The organism is Pseudomonas sp. B21-048 (assembly GCF_024748615.1).
In the GTDB taxonomy this organism is placed as follows: domain Bacteria; phylum Pseudomonadota; class Gammaproteobacteria; order Pseudomonadales; family Pseudomonadaceae; genus Aquipseudomonas.
Genome location: NZ_CP087168.1, coordinates 3,419,732 through 3,437,742 on the forward strand (window position 1 = coordinate 3,419,732; position 18,011 = coordinate 3,437,742).

An 18,011-nucleotide genomic window follows, 5' to 3' on the forward strand; every position below is an offset into this window, starting at 1 on the left:
ACGCGCGTGTTCAAGGAGATTTGCATGTTGAGGATCAGCCAATACCTGCGTGCCCTGACCGGCCAGACGCCTGCCCCCAGAACCAGCCCACCGGGCAGCAACCGGCCGCCAGTGGTGATCTGGAATTTGCTCAGGCGCTGCAACCTGACCTGCAAACACTGCTACGCCACGTCCGCCGACAGTGTCTTTCGCGACGAACTGGATACGCCCGCCGCGCTGACCGTGATCGACGATCTGCACGATGCTGGCGTGAAGGTACTGATTCTTTCCGGCGGTGAACCGCTGTTGCGCGACGACCTGTTTGTGCTCAGCGCCTACGCCCGCGACAAGGGTTTCTTTGTCGCGTTGTCCACCAATGGCACGCTGATCAACGATCAGAACATCACGCAAATCCGCGCGGCGAATTTCGACTATGTAGGGATCAGCATCGATGGCCTGGAAGCCACCCACGATGCGTTCCGCCAACTCAAGGGCAGCTTCGCCAGTTCCATGCGAGCGATCCGGCTCTGTCGTGAACAAGGCATTCGCGTCGGCCTGCGCACCACCCTGACCCAAGAGAACCATCAACAACTGCCCCAATTACTGGCGCTGATGCGCGAGTACGACGTGCAAAAATTTTATCTGTCGCACCTCAACTACAGCGGTCGCGGCAAACGCAGCCGCAAGCTCGACGCCCGGCAGCAGATGAGCCGCGAAGCGATGACGCTGATCTTCGAACGGGCCTGGGAAGACATCGAGCACGGCCGCGACAGCGATTTTGTCAGCGGCAACAACGATGCCGACGCGATTCTCTTGCTGCAATGGGTGGGCCTGCGTCTACCCGAACATTACCCGCGTCTGGAACACATGCTCCGGGCCTGGGGCGGCAACGCCTCGGGCAGCGGCATCGCCAACATCGACAACACCGGCGAAGTGCACCCCGACACCTATTGGTGGCAGCACTCGGTGGGCAATGTCCGGCACACGCCGTTTCGCACACTCTGGCTGGACCAGCCGGACGCTTTGTTGCAGCAGCTGCGTGTGCATCCGCGCGCCGTCGGTGGCCGTTGTGGCCAATGCCGCTGGTTGAACATCTGCAACGGCAATACCCGCACCCGCGCCTGGGCCGAAGGCGACCTCTGGGGCCAGGACCCGGGTTGCCACCTCAGCGATGAAGAGATTGGTATGCCGCCTTTAATGACCATCCCTTGCGTCATGCACTGAAGCACCCGCCTGGCGAGCCATCTGAAAAGGATGGGGCCGGCTCACCTGATGAAGAACCAAGGACGTCCCATGCACCCATCGATTGTTTTACCGGCCGCACTTGCGTCCCCGTTCAGACCGGGCGAAGTGGCCCTGGTCGGCGCCGGCCCCGGTGATCCACGCCTGCTGACCCTGCGTGCCTGGAGCCTGTTGATGCAGGCCGACGCCGTGGTTTATGACCGCCTGATCAGTCCCGAGCTGCTGACGTTGATCCCTCTCACCTGCGCCCGGCATTACGTCGGCAAGGCCAGCGGCTGCCACAGCCTGCCCCAGGAACAAATTAACGAACTGCTCGCCGACCTCGCCGATCAGGGGCAGCGCGTGGTCCGGCTCAAGGGTGGCGATCCGTTCATCTTCGGCCGTGGCGCTGAGGAGCTGGAGTATCTGCTGCAACGCGACATTGACTGCCAGGTAGTCCCGGGCATTACCGCCGCTTCCGGGTGCAGCGCTTATGCGGGCATTCCGCTGACCCACCGGGACCTGGTCAACTCCTGCCGCTTCATTACCGGGCATTTGCAGCGCGATGGTGAGTTGCAATTACCCTGGAGCAGCCTCGCCGACAGCAGCCAGACCTTGGTGTTTTACATGGGGTTATCGAACCTCGGAATGATCGCCCAGCGCTTGATCGAAGCCGGAATGGCCGCCGATACACCGGCGGCGCTGATCAGCAATGGCACGCGTCCCGACCAGCACGTCGCGCGAGGCAGGCTGCACCAGCTGCCGACCTTGGCGCTGGATTGTCCACCGGGCATTCCGACGCTGACGGTGATCGGCACAGTGGTCGATCTGTTCGCCACCCAACAGCAGGAATATCCAGCGCGCTTTTACTCCGCTCCCCTGTTGCAACGCCCCAGTAAGGTGGCGATATGAGGCGCATGCTGCTTGTCCCCTTGTTATGGGTCGGCGCGGCCCAGGCCGGCGCAACGGTTCCATCCTCCGACGCGGCTGCCGACCTCTACCAACAACATTGCCACAGCTGCCATGGCGCCAACCGTTTCGGCGGTACCGGGCCGGCCTTGCTGCCGGAGAGTCTGAGCCGGATCAAACCCGATGAAATCCGCAGCGTCATTCAGAACGGCCGCCCCGCGAGTCAGATGGCCGGGTATGCCAGTGTGTTCAATCCCGCGCAGATCGACGCACTGGTGGACTACCTTCAGCACCCCCCCGCCACCCCGCCCACCTGGAGTAACGACGACATTCGCGGCAGTCATTCCATTCTCGCCGATATCAGCAAACTGCCCGACACGCCCCAGCATGGCGCCAATCCGCTGAATCTGTTTGTGGTGGTGGAAGCCGGCGACCACCACATCAACATCCTCGACGGCGATCGTTTCGACGTGCTGGCGCGGTTTGCTTCGCACTTTGCGGTGCATGGCGGGCCAAAGTTCTCACCGGATGGACGCTTCGTCTACGTCGCCTCACGCGATGGCTGGGTCAGCCTGTACGACTTGCACAACCTGAAGCTGATCGCCGAGGTCCGCGCCGGGCTCAATACCCGCAACCTGGCGGTGAGCAAGGATGGCCGCTGGGTGCTGGTGGGCAACTATCTGCCGGGCAATCTGGTGGTGCTCGATGCCCGTGACCTGTCGCTGGTCAAAACCATCCCGGCCATCGGCAAGGACGGCACCGCGTCACGGGTCAGCGCGGTCTACACCGCGCCGCCACGGGACAGTTTCATCGTGGCACTCAAGGATGTGAAGGAAGTCTGGGAGTTGTCGAGCGCCGGCACACCGGACTTTGAACCACGACGGATCCAGGCCGAGGATAGGCTGGACGACTTTTCCTTTTCACCGGACTACAAGCAACTGCTGGCCACATCGCGCAAGGCCAAGGGCGGCCAGGTGATCGACCTCGACAGTGGCAAGGTGGTCACCAACATACCGCTGCCGGGCATGCCGCACCTGGGGTCCGGGACCTACTGGAAACGCAACGGTGAGTGGGTGTTCGCCACGCCGAACATCAGCAAGGGGCTGATCTCGGTCATCGACTTCAAGACCTGGACACTGATCAAGGAAATTCCGACCCTGGGGCCGGGCTTCTTTATGCGCAGTCATGTGAATTCGCGTTATGCCTGGACCGATGTGTTCTTCGGGCCTGATAACGATGCGATCCACCTGATTGACAAGCAGACTCTGGAAATAGCCCATACCTTGCGTCCGATGCCTGGCAAGACGGCTGCCCATGTTGAGTTCACTCGGGATGGTCGCTACTTGTTGCTGAGCGTCTGGGCCAGCGATGGCGCGTTGATTGTGTATGACAGTAATACGCTTAAGGAGATCAAGCGCCTGCCGATGAACAAGCCGTCGGGTAAGTACAACGTGGGGAACAAGATTGAGTTTGTGGAGGGGACTTCGCATTAGGGTTTGGGTTTGGGTGTATATCCGTTTCTGCGGTAACGGCTGCTATTGGTTCCGCTCTTACAGCGGGTTACTTGGAAAAGCGCCAAGTAACCAAGCGCTTTTGCCCCTTTCGTTCGGTGGCTCGCTAAGGCTCGCCATGCCCTCGCTCCGGTCCTGCTTCGTGGGCCCGCCGCCATCGGCCATCCATGGCCGGGGGCGGCTAACCCGGCATCCATGCCGGGTTGCCCACTGCGCAGAACCTCCTCTCGGCCTCTCGAGGGGGCGTGCACCGCAAAAGCCGCGCGAGGCGGCCTACCGGCCGGCCTGCTTCCTCAACACCTGCGCGTACACCTGATCGTTCCCACGCTCCGCGTGGGAATGCATCCCGTGACGCTCCGCGTCACCAGTGCGCAGGACTCAAGTCTTGCGTCGGGAGCGGAACGCGGAGCGTCCCCGGCGGCATTCCCACGCGGAGTGTGGGAACGATCAGTGTGGGAACGGCTCCTGTTGCTTTGCTTTGGCTTTGGCTTTGGCTTTGGCTTTTGATTTTGATCTTGACCTGCCCCGTCGGAAGGCCGAACGCAGGTTCTGCGCAGTGGGTACCGCGGCAAGGATGCCGCGGTAGCCGCCCCCGGCCATGGATGGCCGATGGCGGCGGGCCCACGGAGCAGGACCGGAGTGAGGGTACCCTGAGCCTAGGCGAAGGGCCGTACGTCAGGGGCGAAAGCGTTTTGGTTACTTTGGCGCTTTTCCAAAGTGACCCGCCGTAAGGGCGGAACCCTAAGCAGCCGTTACCGCAGAAACGGATATGTACGCCGAGCTCACCCATCACCCCAAGGTATAACCGTTATCAACCTTCCAATCCTGCCCATAGACACCCCGGGCGCCTTGGGACAGTTGAAAAATAATCACATTGGCCACCGCCGACGCATCAAGGAAATGACCAGGCAGCAGACGCTTGCCAAGGGTATCAGCGACGTCATCGAGTTCCCCATCGCTCAACCCCAGGTTGTCCCACATCGCGGTCGCGGTCGGCCCCGGGGAAACCAGATTGATGCGCACGTCATAACGCGCGAATTCCACCGCCAATGTGCGCGCCTGCGCCGCCAGCGCGGCCTTGCTGGCGATGCAGGCAGCCAGACCGGGAAAGCTCGAACCGGTCAGGAAGCTACCGACAAACACCACCGAAGCTGGATTCGCCAACTCCCCGCGCAACACCGCCAAGGTATTCAGCGCCCCGGCACCGTTGACCGCCCATTGGCGCTGGAAGGCCGGCATGTCCAGGCTGTCGGCCATTTCGGCAATACCCGCGTTGGGCACCAGATAATCCACCCGCCCAAGTGCCGCCGCCCGCCGGGCCAGCCCTTGCAAGTCTTCCTCGCACGTGACGTCCCCGGCACACCATTGCAGCCGTTCGCCGTAAATCTGTTGCAAGGTCGGCAAATCACCGACAGTACGTGACATCGCCAGCACCTTGACCCCGCGCGGCAACAGCGCGGCGCACAACGCCAGGCCAATCCCGGAGCTGGCACCGGTGATCACCGCCAGACGATCCTGAAACTCGGTTTGCATCATGTTCTCCTGGGCATCGTTAATGCCAAGCACTGGGGACGTTGTGAGCCCCTATCTTTGAACAGACGCAAAAATACCGACTTGACGGCGATCACTTTTCTCGATGGCTCGCCGATCAATGAGTCGAGTGCGACATCGCTGGCTGCTGCTGAAGTACCGCCTGATCGATCTCGCTGAACCGCAGCACACGACCACCCTGGTCGGCGGCCAGTTGTTCCGCAGCCTGCTGGCTGGAGAAGGACGCCAACACCACACCCATGGCGCCTTTGAGCTGGGTGCCGACCACGTAAAACGCATTTTTGGCTTCGATCAGATGAGAATCATTGGGTGCGTTCCACGGACTGCGGCCCATGTCGTGGACATACAACCGGGCCTCGCCATGATGATTTTCCGGTTGCAGCCACCAACCGATCATCTCCGCCGTGGAGCAGAATTTCTTGATGCCGCTGCGCTCGACCACTTCGCCCTTGGGCCCGGGAAAGCCGTCGATGATCATGCCGCAAACATGGCATTCATCACTGGGGTGAAAGGCAGTGGGGGCGTCGCTGTAGGTGGCTTGCACCGGTTTGTCACAGGCCGCCAGCAGCAGACAGACCATCAGGCCCGCCACGGCGCGGACCGTCGTCGAATACAGATTACTCATCGTCAGATGCTCCAAAAACCAAGGTATGAATTCATGTCGCCCGTCGACGGAACAGCAACCAGGCCACGCCCAAAGGCACAGCCACCCACAGCAACAGGCACAACCAGAGCATCGAGCCCGGCACAGGCAAATCGCTGCCCAGCGTCAGTACGCCAGCGCTGCCAGCGCCGGGCTCGAACCCGGAAAGATTGATCAGGCGATAGACGTCGGCGGGGTTGAGCAACAGCAACCAGGGCAGCACCTTCGGGTTGAACTGCCCTTCGCTCAGCACCAGCAGTGCCAACAGCGCCAGGTCGAACACCAGCACGAAAAAGAACCACACCCCCAGCGCCAGCCCGGCGGCGGTGGATTTCTCGGCAGACACACTGCTCAGCACATAGGCCAGCCCAAGAAAGCCCCAGCCCAGTAACGTCGACGACAGCATGAATCGTCCAAACGCCCAGAGCAGCAGGTTCAGTTCGACGTCCTCCACCAGCACCGCAATCGCGAGCATCGCGCAGCCGAAACCGATAAGGGTCGCCAGCGCCAGGATCAATCCGTGGCCGACGAACTTGCCGAGCAGGATGTGCCCACGCCCCAGCGGATAGGTCAGCAACAGCAGCAACGTGCCGCTTTCGTCTTCGCCGACGATGGCGTCATAGGCCAGCAGCAAGGCAATCAGCGGCATCAGAAATGTCGCCAGGCTGGCCAGGCTGGCGATGGTCGCGGGCACCGAGGTGAAGCCCAATTGCCCGGAAGCCGCCGCCCCCAACCAGGCGATGCCGGTCGCCAACACTGCGAACAGCAGGCTGATTGCCAACAACCAGCGGTTGCGCAAACCGTCATTGAATTCCTTGCGGGCCATGTTCCAGATCGGGTTCATACGGTCTCTCCACTGGGGGTCGCGCCGGCCCGGCCCATGTAATAGCGGTAGATGTCCTCCAGGGACGGTGGATCGATTTCCACGTCGGCCGGCTCGTGTTCATTGAGCAATTGGCGCAACAGGTCCAATTTGTTGCCATTGAGCGCCGCCACTTCAAGGCCCTCCACGCCCCAGCGCTGGGTGACGTGCCCGGCGTTGTTCCAGGATTGCTGCAAAGGCCCGGCGTGCTTGAGCCCGTTGGCGCGAATCAGCGTCGGCAACCCGGCGTCCTCGCGCAATCTGCGCAGACTGCCTAGGGCCAGCAGGCGCCCCTGGGTCAGAATCGCGGCACGGTTGATATGCGCTTCGACCCCCGGCAATACGTGGGAGCAGAGAATGATGCTGGTGCCCTGGCTGCGCAGCCGGTCGAGTAACCGATACAGGTCTTGAGTGGCGATCGGATCGAGGCCGACGGTCGGCTCGTCGAGCAGCAATAAACGCGGCTCGCCGAGCAAGGCTTGCGCCAGTCCCAAGCGTTGGCGCATGCCTTTGGAATAGGTCTTGACCCGTCGATGCGCCGCGCCCGCCAGGCCAACTTCCTCCAGCAGCACATCCACCTGCGCGGGCGCTGCGCCTTTGAGTCGGGCGAAATGACGCAAGGTCTCCTGGCCGCTCATCTGCGGATAGAAGGTCACGTTCTCCGGCAAATAACCCAGCAAACGCCGAACCTGCGGATCACTGGGCGTACGACCGAACACCCGGACCTGCCCTTCACTGGCTTGAAGCAGGCCGAGCACCAGTTTCATGCTAGTGGTCTTGCCCGCGCCGTTGTGCCCGAACAAGCCCAGCACTTCGCCTTCGCCCAGGCTCAGGTTCAATTGATGCAACACGGTGGTGTACCCATAGCGCTGGCTGACGCCTTCCATGTCGATGACGTTCATGCGGTGGGCTCCTGGGTCAGGGGTCGTGTGGTGGGATTCATCAGCGGATGGCTGTCCAGGACGCCCGGCGATTTCATCACCGGAAACGCCCGTTGCACCCAGCGCAGCAATTCGATGCCGGGGCTGTTCATCAACAGCCGCACTTGCGGGTACAGCCACAGCAAGCGGTCGACGTTGTCGTTGGGTTCGTAGGCGATATCGCCCAGGCCATCGTTGTTGCGATCCCAGCCCAGGTAATCACTCCAGTAATTACCCCGGCCATCCGCCGACCATTCCTGCAAGCGGGTGGCGACGTATTTGACCTGCCGTTGGTTGCCGACAAAGGCGTTGTCGGCGATGCGGTTGTCTTCAGAGCCGGCGGTGAGGTGAATGCCCACGGCGCTGTGCTCGAAGTGGTTGTGTTCGATGCTGTTGAACAGCGAGTTGTAAATGAACAACGCCTTGCCTTCGGCGCCGCTGATCATGCTGTCGCCAGTCGAGCCGTCGCGCACGTCCGTGACGAAATTGTCGCGCAAGGTTGAATAGGTGATGTAGTTCATCAGGATGCCGTAGTTCTGATCCTGCTCGGAGCGGTTGCCGATCACCGTGAGCTTGCGGCTTTGCATCAAGGCATAGCCGGTGCGGGTGCGGCGGGTGGTGTTGCCGATCAGCCGGTTGTCGTTGGCGAACATGTAATGCACGCCGTAACGCAGGTCTTCCAGGGTATTGCCCTGCAGCAGGTTGCCGTTGGAGGTGTCGATGTAGATACCATCGCGGGTATCGCGCACCTGGTTGCCGATGACCTTGGCGCCATGCACCGCATACAGATGAATACCGTTACCGCGATCCTGGGAGCGCAGCGATGGATCCCCCTGGATGCGGTTGTCGATCAGGCTCGCATCCTGCGTCCCGTCGACCCAGATACCGAAACCCTGGCCCTGCAGGCGATTGCCTTTGATCACTGCGCCACGGGCCTTGGGCTGGAGGAACACCGCGGCATTCATGGCGGTAAGGTCGTGCCCCCAATCCAGAAAGGTACAGCCCTCGATCCGGACATCGGGCGCGCTGACGATCACCCCATTCCCCTGCCCTTGCGCCTGAAACACCGCGCCGGGCTCGCAAACAATCTGCATCGGTTGATCGACGCTGAACGAGCCATGGTACTCGCCCGCCGGCAGGTGCCAGCGTTGGTCAGCGTCAACCCGCAACGGCAACGTGGTGATGGGTTGCACCGCCAGCGCGCTGCCGGACATCAGCAGGAGCGCAAACACGATTACCTTGATCGGATTGCGCTTGATATTGGTCATCGGTCCGCTCCTGTCGAATGCCAACTGTCAGGCTCGCTCGACTTTCATGCGACCGACCATTTCCATGTGCAGCGCATGGCAAAACCAGCTGCAGTAGTACCAATGCAAGCCGGCCTTGTCGGCGGTAAAGGTGATGGACGAGGTTTGCTGCGGGCTGATCTCCATGCTGGCGCCATGATTGGTCATGACGAAACCATGGGTCACGTCTTCAATCTGGTCGATGTTGGTGATGATCACGGTGACCTCGTTGCCCTGCTTGACGGTGAACTCGGTCAGACCATAGGCCGGCGCCATGGAGGTCATGTAGACCCGCACATGATTGCCGTCGCGGATGACCTTGTTGTCGGTCTCCAGGTTGATCCCGTCTTTCTTGGCCAGCTCCACGGTGGCGGCGAAGAATGGGTCGTTGCGGTTCCAGATCTTTTGGGTCTTGATCTGATCCCGGCGCGCCAGGATGCAATCGTGAGGTTCGGCAAACGCAGGGCCGTCATGCACCAGCTTCATCTCTTCGCCGGAAATATCGATCAACTGGTCATTTTCCGGGTGCAGCGGCCCGGTCGGCAGGAAGCGGTCCTTGGAGAATTTGCACAACACCACCAGCCACTTGCCATCCGCTTCACTGGTTTCGGTCAGCGAGGCGTGGTTATGGCCAGGCTGGTACTGCACGTCGAGCTTTTGCTTGATGTAATTGACCTTCTCGCCCTTGTAGGCACGTATCGCTTCCTCCATGTTCCACTTCACCACCTGACTGTCGATAAACAGCGTGGTGTAAGCGTTGCCGCGACCGTCGAAGGTGGTGTGCAGAGGCCCCAGGCCCAGTTCCGGCTCGGCGACGATGACCTCGCGCGGGTCCTTGAATTTATCGGCGAACAAGTCGTCCAGCCGGTCGATGGCAATCATCGATACCGTTGGCGACAGCTTGCCGTTGGCAATGAAGTACTTGCCATCGGATGAGGTGTTGAGGCCGTGGGGGTTCTTCGGCACCGGGATGTAGCGAGTGAACTCGGAGTCCTTGCCCTCGGTTTTACGACCGTCGACCACCGGCACTTTCGAGTCTTCCAGGGTAATGAACTTGCCGGCCTTGATCGCGGCCTCGATGCGCGGGATGTTGAACACCACGACCCAGTCGCGCTCGTTGCGCATCATGCCGCCAAGGTCGTAAGCCTTCTCCGAGTTGTAGCAGGTGGACGCGGCGTACTTGCCGGTGTAATCGGCGTCGGAGTTGTCCAGGTTGCCGTCGACGATCACCTGGAAGGCCATCTCCATTTTCTCGGCATCGATGGCGTTGAACATGGTGAAGCTGTTCTTGTCTTGCAGATCGAACGTGCGGCCGTCATTGGGGTGCGGAATGACGAACTCAGCATTGGCGAACACGTACTTGGTGTAGGGCACTTTTTGCAGACGCAGGCCGTGAATGGCCTGCACGTTCGGCACGGTGAGGATCTTGTCGCATTTCATGATGTCCAGGCGGATGCGCGCGACCCGTGAGTTGGCCTTGTCGTTGATGAACAGGTACTTGCCGTCGTACTTGCCGTCTTTCATGGAGATATGCGGGTGATGGCAATCGCCGTTCTGGAACTTTGCACTGTCGCCCAGAATCCGTTTGCTTTCGTTGGTCAGGCCCCAGCCGGTGGCCGAGTCGACGTTGAACACCGGAATACGCATCAGCTCACGCATCGACGGCACACCCAGCACCCGCACTTCGCCCTGATGACCACCGCTCCAGAAGCCGTAGTATTCGTCCAGCTCACCGGGGCCGACATGGATTTTCGCCTGCGCATCCTTGACCGCGGCCGCCCAGGACTCACGACTGAACACCGCACCGCCCAGTGTCGCGGCCCCCGCCAGTACCGCACCGGTGATGGCGCTGCTGCCCAGAAAACCGCGACGGCTGAGTCCGGTCTGTTCTTCTTCCGGCACCGGTTTTGTGGATTCTGTATCAGTCATATTGCGTACTCCTTGAAGGGATAAAACGGTCACTGCGCACATGCGCTCGCAAGCTTCATTCAGCCGCCGACACTTGCACGACAGGTATCAGTTGCACCGCCACGGGTGCCGATTTGCCGCGCTTCTTGCGCTTGTTGATCAGCGGCGGGCATTTGTCTTCGTTGTGGTAGGTCATCTGGCAATCGAGGCAGTAATGGCACTCGTTGGCATTGATCCGGCCATCGGGGTGAATCGCCTGGATCTCGCATTCCTTGGCGCACAACTGGCAGGGGCTGCCGCATTCCTTGCGGCGCTTGAGCCAGTCGAACAGGCGCAATTTGCTCGGAATCGCCAGCGCCGCGCCCAAGGGGCAGATGTAGCGGCAATAGACTTTGCGCGTGAAAAGATTGATGACCAGCAGTCCCACCGCGTAGAGCACGAACCACCACTGGCGGTCGAACTTGAGGGTAATGGCGGTCTTGAACGGTTCTACTTCGGCGAACAGCTCGGCGGTGGACATCGATTCCAGGGAGATGCCGAAAAGCAGCAGCAAGATGATGTATTTGATCGCCCACAGCCGCTCATGCACCGCAAAGGGCAATTCGTATTGGGGAATTTTCAGCTTGCGCGCGGCTTCGTTGATCAGCTCTTGCAAGGCGCCAAACGGGCACAGCCAGCCGCAGAACACGCCACGGCCCCACAGCAAAATGCTCGCGGCGGTGAAGACCCAGAGCATGAAGATCAGCGGATCTGTGAGAAACAGCTCCCAGCGAAAGTGCTCGAACAGCGCATGCACGAAGGTCAGGACATTGACCACCGACAATTGCCCCAAGGCATACCAGCCCAGAAAGACCACGGTAAAGAGCAGGTAACCACGACGCAGCCAGTGCAGAAAGCGTGGCCGGCGGGTGAGTTTGTCTTGCAGGAACAGGATGGCCGTCAGCAGCAACAACGCGCTCGCGAGCACGGCGATCTGGAAGTGTTTCTGGTACCAGATGGTCAGCCACATCGGCCGGTTGGCTTCCTCGATGGCCGCCCGTTCTTCGGCACTCGGCGCGGGGCGCTCAAGGTAGGGCTCGGGCAGTTGATAAGGCAGTTCGAAGCTGCTGAAGGTGCCGCTGACCGGTCCCGTCTGGCGCCGCACCAGCAACTCCAAAGACCAGGGCGATCCCGGATCGAATCCGGCCGGTTTGCGCACAATGAAAATCGACATTTCATTGAACTCGGGCATGCCCTTGGCAAACACGTCGAAGAGCCGCTGATGGTCCATGTCGCGAAAGCTGATGACGTTGCCGAACTGGCGCAATTGCACCCGATCGAAAATCCCGCCGCGCACGTAACCCGAGCCTTTATAGGAAAACAACCCACGCCCCAGCATCAGGATGGCTTGTTCGCCGGGTTTGAGTTCCTGCATGAGGAAGCGATATTGATTGTCGCCCAGCAGTGCGCGGCCAATGGTCGGTGGGTTCAAATCGGCGGTGTACAGCTCGATAAAGGTGTCATCGACTTGATCCGGGCCGGCGTTATCGACGCCTTCGGCTTCGGTGCCCTTGAAGGCGGCATCGACTTGCCCACGGGTCAGGTTCAACCGGCGAATGGCGCCATTTCCGGTCAGTTGCTCCCAGGTGGCGGGCTCGTAAAAGTCCTGGCGCACGGTGGCGGGTTTGTTCATCACCCCACCCTCGCCCTTGATCAGCTTCAGCGACACGGCCACCTCATGGGCGGCACGCATGATGACCTCATTGACCACCATGGCGGTGACGGTTGCGCCGGCAATGGCATCCACGGTAACCGCGCTCGGGTCGCTTGAATGGCCGACCACCACCCGCTGGCTGACCTTGATCCCTTTGTATCGGGCGCTGAAACCGTGGAGTTTTTCTTCGGGGATACCGATCAGCAGAATCGGTTCGTGGTGCTCCAGCACATAGGCGTCCTGAATCACGCCGGCGGTGTCGAGGATCACTTGAGTGTTGATCGGCTTGCCCGAGTAGGCCGGGATGTCCACCACATCCAGGCTCTGGAACACATACCCGATGACCTTGCCGGCCGCCGACAGCGTGCGCACCTTGAACGTGCCTTCGGCTGCGGACACCGAATCGGTTTGCGGGAAGACCTTCTGGATGCGCTGCTGCTCGATGTCGCCGTATGCCTTGGCCTGCACCGTCGCGAACGCTGCGATCATCAGCAAGACCATCACCACCAGCCCGACGCTCCAGATGCGCGGATTGCCATGTGTCGTAGGCTGATGGATTGTCATGAACTCGCTGATTTCAAGGAGGCTTGCGGCCATGTTAGGGAGCGTTGTGCACCCTGCCCTTGATTGAAATCAACTCAATATCATTCCTTGCGCCAGAGCGCTCCGTAACCCTCAAACGGTGCGGGAAAACTGGCCTTTTTGTTGTTCGCCCAGGTAGGCGTCAAACGCCATCGCGGCACTGCGCATCATCAAATGCCCTTGCGGCAACAGCACCAACTCATCGCTGTGAATCTGCAGCAGTCCGTCACGCACCTGCTCGCCCAGTTGCGCCAGCGCCTCGGCAAAATACTCGGTAAAGCAAATGCCATGACCCGCTTCGAACTTGGCGAAATCGATTCTGCCGTGGCACATCAGGTCGTTGATCACTTCGCGACGCAGCAAGTCATCGGCGCTCAAACGATACCCACGATGCACCGGCAACAAGCCTTGATCGATACGCGCGTAGTACTGCGAAAGCTCCTTCACGCTCTGGCTGTAGCTGTCACCGACCTTGCCGATCGAAGACACCCCAAGGCCGATCAAATCGCAGTCGGCATGGGTCGAGTAACCCTGAAAATTGCGTTGCAGGGTGCCCTGGGCGCGGGCCAGCGCCAGTTCGTCGTCTGGCAAGGCGAAATGATCCATACCGATATAGACATAACCGGCTTCGGTCAGGCGGCGGATGGTCAGCTCCAGCAACTCCAGCTTGCGCTCCGGCGGCGGCATGTCCGCCGGGCGAATCAACCGTTGCGCGCGCACCAACTCGGGTAAATGGGCGTAGCTGTACGCGGCAATCCGGTCCGGACGCAGGGCGATGATCTTGCTGAGGGTGATGTCGAAACTGTTCACCGTTTGCAGTGGCAGGCCGTAAATCAGATCGACGCTGATCGACTTGAATTGCGCCTCACGCGCCGCCGCGACCAGCGCATAAATCTGTTCTTCGCTCTGTTGCCGATTGACCGCGGCTTGTACGTGGGGATCGAAATCCTGCACGCCGAAGCTCAAGCGATTGAACCCCAATTGGCGCAGCGACTGAATCTGCTCGGTGCTGATGGTGCGTGGATCGACCTCGATGGAAAACTCATGGTCATCGCTGTCGTCCATGTCGAATGCCTGGTGCAAACAGTCCATCAGTTCCGCCAGCTGTTCACGGGTCAAATACGTCGGCGTGCCACCACCCAGGTGCAGTTGCGTGAGTTTGCGCGTGCTGTCGAACAAGGCGGCCTGCATCACGATTTCACGTTTGAGGTACGTCAGGTACTCGACGGCCCGATGGGTTTTCTGGGTGATGATTTTGTTGCAGGCGCAGTAATAGCAAAGGCTCTTGCAGAACGGAATGTGGATATACACCGACAACGGCTTGGGCGCCGCCGCCAGGTTGCTGTCGCAGGCGGCACGCTGATAGTCGTCGACGGCAAACGCCTGATGAAACTGCGGCGCCGTGGGGTAAGAGGTGTAGCGCGGCCCGGGGCGGTCATACTTTTCGACCAGGGCTCGATCGAAATCGAATGCAGGTTTCATGATCAATCAACTCGCAGGAGGGTTAATGCGTTGCACTGCCCAAATCCTTTTCAAACAGGTTGCAGATGGCATCTGCTTCCGACCGGCCGGCGGGAAGAATGCTGATGAAACGGTCCGACAATTCAATCAACCCCTCACGACTCAATTGCTCCAGCAATGGCCAGACAGAGGCAAAGTACTTGGAGAAAATCAGCCCATACCGTCGCTCGATGGCGCGGATATCCAGCTCTTGATCACACGCCAGTCGCTCCATGACCATGTGCCTTATCTGATCCCCCGCCTCGAAACGCCAGCCACGACACGTCGGCATTTGGCCCCGGTCCAGCTGCTGCTGATAGCGCTCGATTACATCGGTGTTTTGCGTATACAAATCGTCGATCTGACTGATAGCCCCCAAACCGAACCCGATATGGTCGCAATAACCGTGACGGGTAAAACCGTCACAGGTGCGACGCAACCGGCCCCGCTCCTGAGCGATCGCCAGATCATCGTCGGGCCGTACAAACTGCCCCATACCGATGTAGTGATAACCTGCGCCCATCAACTGTTCGAAGCCGATCTGGCGCATCGCGCCTTTATCGTCCTGGCTGCACAGTTTCCTGACCTTGTCGCCGAGCCTTGGCCGATAGCGGCGTGGTGGCCGGGCATAGTCGAACACCATCAGTCTGTCCGGTTCCAGCTCAATGATCGCCGCCAGCTTCAGCGCGAAGCTTTCCGGCGTTTGCCAGGCATGACCAAAACCCAGATCGACATTGATCGACCGATAACCAAAGGTACGGGCGGCATCGATCAGTGAATGAATGGGTGCCGGGTTCTGGTAGCAGGCCACGGAGATGTCACAGTCGGTGTCGATATCCGGAACGCCAATGCTGACATGATTGAACCCCTGGTCGCGCAACGCGCCCATGGTCGACCAAACGGTAGAGTGAAGGTCGACGTCGACACTGTAGTCGCCGCACTCATGTTCGAGAAAGTTGAACCGGCCACGCAGACGACTCATCAGCCGTTCCAGATGAGCGATGGAGGGTGTTCCGCCACTCAGATGAAATTGTTCGACCCGTTGCTCCGCACCCAGATGGCAACCGACGAGGTCGATCTCCTGTTCCAGACGCTGAAGGTACTGTTCGATGCCGCCGTGCTCGCAGGCGACATCGCGCGAGGAACAAAATGGATTGAGGCTGGAAGGCAGCTGCACGTTCAGGGCGATCGGGCGTCGTTTCTGGCGGCTGATGCGCAAGGCACGAAGCAAATCCAGAGAGCCGATGCCGTCATGAAACTTTTGTGTGTCGGCATGGCAGTTGGGGTCGAGTACGCCCTGATCGCACCGAGCGATCGGCTCGCCGGGGGCGTGAGAAAAATCGAGCATGACAGGTCTCCGAGACTGGCTGCGGATCCACAGTGTCCGGGATTGGCGATCAATGCTCCTTGACTTGTATCAAGCGCAAGCCAAGTGCTTGCAGGACAGACCATCGGTCAGGAACGGTCACCACGTCAGGTAAAACATCCCCTTGGCCAACAGTACGATGACGACCATATGGCAGAACACACTGCCATGGATGAAGTGCAGGTATCGAGCGTTCATTCGGCCGCTTTTGAACAGAAACATGGCGGCCAGAAAATGCAGCAGCACGCTCACGGCGACCACGATTTTCACCAGCAACAAAATGCTGAACGATGAGGCCATTGGCGTTGCAAGGACGGGCAAATAGCGCAACCAGACCATGCCCAGCCCTGCGCCGAACAATACCAACAGCACCCACGGCATCAGGGTGCGGGCTCGGCGGCCAATACCCTCCTCGACCAGCAGCATCACTTTGGCGGGCAGCTGTTTGCGGATGTTCTCCAGGAACAGGACTTCGAAAAACACCGTGCCGATAAAGATCAGGGCGGCAAACAGATGAAAGGTTAGAAACAGCGGATAGAGCATGAATGTTCGCCCTCGATTCAGCTGTCGGTTTCTACGAAGAGTACAGAGCGGGTCGACTCATGCGGTTGACATCAATCAAGAAACCCGCGAATCCCGGATAAGCCCTGGCCGCGGGTTGCGAACACGATCACCTTGAAACTATTGTCTAAGCTTAAGCTTCAGCATGAGGGCTCAGCCATGTGCGGACGACTTTCGCAGTATCGAGGCATTCACGAGTTCGTGGCGGCGCTGAGTATGCCCAACGCCCTGGTCAACAATGCTGGCGATCAGCCGCTTGAGCTCTACAACGCCGCGCCGTCGACTCAGCTCGCCCTGTTCCACGAGGAAAGCGGCATGCTGCACGCCGACAGGGTTCGCTGGGGCTGGCGACCGCACTGGGCCAGGGATCACGCGACACCGATCAACGCCAGGGTTGAGAAAGTCGCCCACGACCCATTCTTCAAGGAGATATGGCCGCACCGGGCAATTATTGCCATCGACAACTGGTTTGAGTGGGTTTATGAGGGCGGTCCGAAGAAACAGCCCTACCTGATCCGTCGCAAGGATCGTGCGCCGATCCTGTGCGCCGCGATTGGTCAGTATCCAAGGTACGAAAATGAACCGGACGAGCATGACGGCTTCGTGATCATCACCGCGGACAGTGAAGGCGGCATGGTGGATATTCACGACCGTCGGCCAGTGACGCTCAATCCCGAACTCGCACGGGAATGGATTGATCCCTACACGCCCAAGGAGCGTGCCGAACAGATACTCCTGCAGCAACGCGAACCTTGCGATGCTTTCGAATGGTTCAAAGTGGACATGGCCGTGGGCAATGTGAGGAACCAGGGTTCTGAACTGATAGAGCCCGTCGATGACCTGCGTACTTGATGAACCTCTCCCCGGACTCGCCGCGCCTGAATCTCCTGTGACACCCCGCCACCATGACGAGCGGAGATAAAACAATCTGAACCCGCACGCCCCCTCCCAGTCGAAAAAATTGCAGCCTTGATTCATTGCAACATCACTTTGAAGGAGTCTTTTCATGAAGATTTCGGAAGTTATGACGAAAGACGTTTTAACAGCCAAGCCAAACCAGACGATCCAGGAGGCCGCGAACATGATGGCCAGGATCGATAGCGGCGCAATCATGGTTGAGGAGCAAGAGCGTCTGGTTGGCATGATCACGGACCGGGATATAGCCATTAGAGCCGTAGCCGAAGGACTCACCGGCAAAACCCCTATCAGCAAAATAATGACGGGCGGTATCCGTTATTGCTTTGAGGATGAAGACATAGAGCATGTGGCAAAAAACATGGCGGACGTGCAACTGCGTCGCCTGCCCGTGCTCAACCGAGACAAGCGTCTGGTGGGCGTCGTATCGCTGGGAAACATCGCCAGCACTCGATCTCAATCCGCCGCTGCGACGGTTTTGCGCGGAGTGGCACAGGCTCATCATTAACCGGGCCGATAAGCGTTCATCAGGATTAAAGCTCGCATGGATCTGGCACGCTCGCCTGGCCTGGAATCCCGTTCGAAACCCGGTCAGGGTCAGGCG

15 protein-coding genes are annotated in these 18,011 nt (G+C 59.8%); 5 read left to right on the forward strand and 10 right to left on the reverse strand.

The features are described 5' to 3' along the window. Nucleotides 1-24: 24 nt before the first annotated feature. The 3 genes from nirJ to LOY56_RS15935 all read left to right on the forward strand — a co-directional run bounded on the left by nirJ (nt 25) and on the right by LOY56_RS15935 (nt 3,602). Complete coding sequence (gene nirJ, locus LOY56_RS15925) at nt 25-1,203, forward strand: heme d1 biosynthesis radical SAM protein NirJ (protein ID WP_258615480.1); 1,179 nt, start codon at nt 25-27, stop codon at nt 1,201-1,203. Nucleotides 1,204-1,272: 69 nt separating this feature from the next. After that, nucleotides 1,273-2,112 (forward strand): uroporphyrinogen-III C-methyltransferase, encoded by an 840-nt coding sequence (gene cobA / locus LOY56_RS15930; protein ID WP_258615486.1) that lies wholly within the window; start codon nt 1,273-1,275, stop codon nt 2,110-2,112. Continuing rightward, a complete protein-coding gene (locus tag LOY56_RS15935; protein ID WP_258615490.1) occupies nt 2,109-3,602 on the forward strand; it encodes a nitrite reductase in 1,494 nt (497 codons plus the stop codon). The genes cobA and LOY56_RS15935 overlap by 4 nt, the downstream gene beginning before the upstream one ends. A gap of 807 nt (nt 3,603-4,409) precedes the next feature. On the opposite strand, the gene LOY56_RS15940 is transcribed toward LOY56_RS15935, so the two are convergent. From LOY56_RS15940 to LOY56_RS15985, 10 genes are all read right to left on the reverse strand, one after another. Beyond that, nucleotides 4,410-5,153 (reverse strand): SDR family NAD(P)-dependent oxidoreductase, encoded by a 744-nt coding sequence (locus LOY56_RS15940; protein ID WP_258622699.1) that lies wholly within the window; start codon nt 5,151-5,153, stop codon nt 4,410-4,412. A gap of 115 nt (nt 5,154-5,268) precedes the next feature. Continuing rightward, complete coding sequence (locus LOY56_RS15945) at nt 5,269-5,796, reverse strand: nitrous oxide reductase accessory protein NosL (RefSeq protein WP_258615493.1); 528 nt, start codon at nt 5,794-5,796, stop codon at nt 5,269-5,271. A 31-nt stretch (nt 5,797-5,827) separates the two neighbouring features. Further along, nucleotides 5,828-6,658, reverse strand: coding sequence for an ABC transporter permease (locus tag LOY56_RS15950; protein ID WP_258615495.1), 831 nt, complete (start codon nt 6,656-6,658; stop codon nt 5,828-5,830). Further along, a complete protein-coding gene (locus LOY56_RS15955; RefSeq protein WP_258615497.1) occupies nt 6,655-7,578 on the reverse strand; it encodes an ABC transporter ATP-binding protein in 924 nt (307 codons plus the stop codon). The genes LOY56_RS15950 and LOY56_RS15955 overlap by 4 nt, the downstream gene beginning before the upstream one ends. Beyond that, nucleotides 7,575-8,864, reverse strand: coding sequence for a nitrous oxide reductase family maturation protein NosD (locus LOY56_RS15960; RefSeq protein WP_258615499.1), 1,290 nt, complete (start codon nt 8,862-8,864; stop codon nt 7,575-7,577). Before LOY56_RS15960 ends, LOY56_RS15955 begins: the two co-directional genes overlap by 4 nt. Nucleotides 8,865-8,891: 27 nt before the next feature. Then, the gene (gene nosZ, locus LOY56_RS15965) at nt 8,892-10,811 is read right to left on the reverse strand and encodes a TAT-dependent nitrous-oxide reductase (protein ID WP_258615500.1); all 1,920 of its coding nucleotides are present in this window, start codon (nt 10,809-10,811) and stop codon (nt 8,892-8,894) included. A 55-nt stretch (nt 10,812-10,866) separates the two neighbouring features. Then, nucleotides 10,867-13,047 (reverse strand): transcriptional regulator NosR, encoded by a 2,181-nt coding sequence (nosR, locus tag LOY56_RS15970; protein WP_258622706.1) that lies wholly within the window; start codon nt 13,045-13,047, stop codon nt 10,867-10,869. A gap of 111 nt (nt 13,048-13,158) precedes the next feature. Further along, the gene (gene hemN / locus LOY56_RS15975; protein ID WP_258615501.1) at nt 13,159-14,547 is read right to left on the reverse strand and encodes an oxygen-independent coproporphyrinogen III oxidase; all 1,389 of its coding nucleotides are present in this window, start codon (nt 14,545-14,547) and stop codon (nt 13,159-13,161) included. 22 nt (nt 14,548-14,569) lie between these two features. Beyond that, the gene (locus LOY56_RS15980) at nt 14,570-15,913 is read right to left on the reverse strand and encodes a coproporphyrinogen III oxidase (RefSeq protein ID WP_258615503.1); all 1,344 of its coding nucleotides are present in this window, start codon (nt 15,911-15,913) and stop codon (nt 14,570-14,572) included. A 117-nt stretch (nt 15,914-16,030) separates the two neighbouring features. Continuing rightward, the gene (locus tag LOY56_RS15985; protein WP_258615505.1) at nt 16,031-16,474 is read right to left on the reverse strand and encodes a CopD family copper resistance protein; all 444 of its coding nucleotides are present in this window, start codon (nt 16,472-16,474) and stop codon (nt 16,031-16,033) included. Between the two features lie 177 nt (nt 16,475-16,651). Here LOY56_RS15985 and LOY56_RS15990 point away from each other — a divergent pair, with 177 nt between their 5' ends. Both LOY56_RS15990 and LOY56_RS15995 read left to right on the forward strand, forming a co-directional pair. Next, entirely contained in the window at nt 16,652-17,344 is a 693-nt protein-coding gene (locus tag LOY56_RS15990) for an SOS response-associated peptidase family protein (protein ID WP_258615507.1), read from the forward strand. Nucleotides 17,345-17,498: 154 nt separating this feature from the next. Continuing rightward, the gene (locus LOY56_RS15995) at nt 17,499-17,915 is read left to right on the forward strand and encodes a CBS domain-containing protein (protein ID WP_258615509.1); all 417 of its coding nucleotides are present in this window, start codon (nt 17,499-17,501) and stop codon (nt 17,913-17,915) included. Nucleotides 17,916-18,011: the final 96 nt, after the last annotated feature.

Coding starts and splice junctions, on each gene's coding strand:
- LOY56_RS15950 (WP_258615495.1), bottom strand. CDS start 6,658: ATGAACCCGATCTGGAACATGGCCCGCAAGGAATTCAATGACGGTTTG.
- nosZ (WP_258615500.1), bottom strand. CDS start 10,811: ATGACTGATACAGAATCCACAAAACCGGTGCCGGAAGAAGAACAGACC.
- LOY56_RS15960 (WP_258615499.1), bottom strand. CDS start 8,864: ATGACCAATATCAAGCGCAATCCGATCAAGGTAATCGTGTTTGCGCTC.
- LOY56_RS15995 (WP_258615509.1), top strand. CDS start 17,499: ATGAAGATTTCGGAAGTTATGACGAAAGACGTTTTAACAGCCAAGCCA.
- LOY56_RS15955 (WP_258615497.1), bottom strand. CDS start 7,578: ATGAACGTCATCGACATGGAAGGCGTCAGCCAGCGCTATGGGTACACC.
- LOY56_RS15980 (WP_258615503.1), bottom strand. CDS start 15,913: ATGCTCGATTTTTCTCACGCCCCCGGCGAGCCGATCGCTCGGTGCGAT.
- hemN (WP_258615501.1), bottom strand. CDS start 14,547: ATGAAACCTGCATTCGATTTCGATCGAGCCCTGGTCGAAAAGTATGAC.
- LOY56_RS15945 (WP_258615493.1), bottom strand. CDS start 5,796: ATGAGTAATCTGTATTCGACGACGGTCCGCGCCGTGGCGGGCCTGATG.
- LOY56_RS15940 (WP_258622699.1), bottom strand. CDS start 5,153: ATGCAAACCGAGTTTCAGGATCGTCTGGCGGTGATCACCGGTGCCAGC.
- nirJ (WP_258615480.1), top strand. CDS start 25: ATGTTGAGGATCAGCCAATACCTGCGTGCCCTGACCGGCCAGACGCCT.
- LOY56_RS15990 (WP_258615507.1), top strand. CDS start 16,652: ATGTGCGGACGACTTTCGCAGTATCGAGGCATTCACGAGTTCGTGGCG.
- cobA (WP_258615486.1), top strand. CDS start 1,273: ATGCACCCATCGATTGTTTTACCGGCCGCACTTGCGTCCCCGTTCAGA.
- LOY56_RS15935 (WP_258615490.1), top strand. CDS start 2,109: ATGAGGCGCATGCTGCTTGTCCCCTTGTTATGGGTCGGCGCGGCCCAG.
- LOY56_RS15985 (WP_258615505.1), bottom strand. CDS start 16,474: ATGCTCTATCCGCTGTTTCTAACCTTTCATCTGTTTGCCGCCCTGATC.
- nosR (WP_258622706.1), bottom strand. CDS start 13,047: ATGACAATCCATCAGCCTACGACACATGGCAATCCGCGCATCTGGAGC.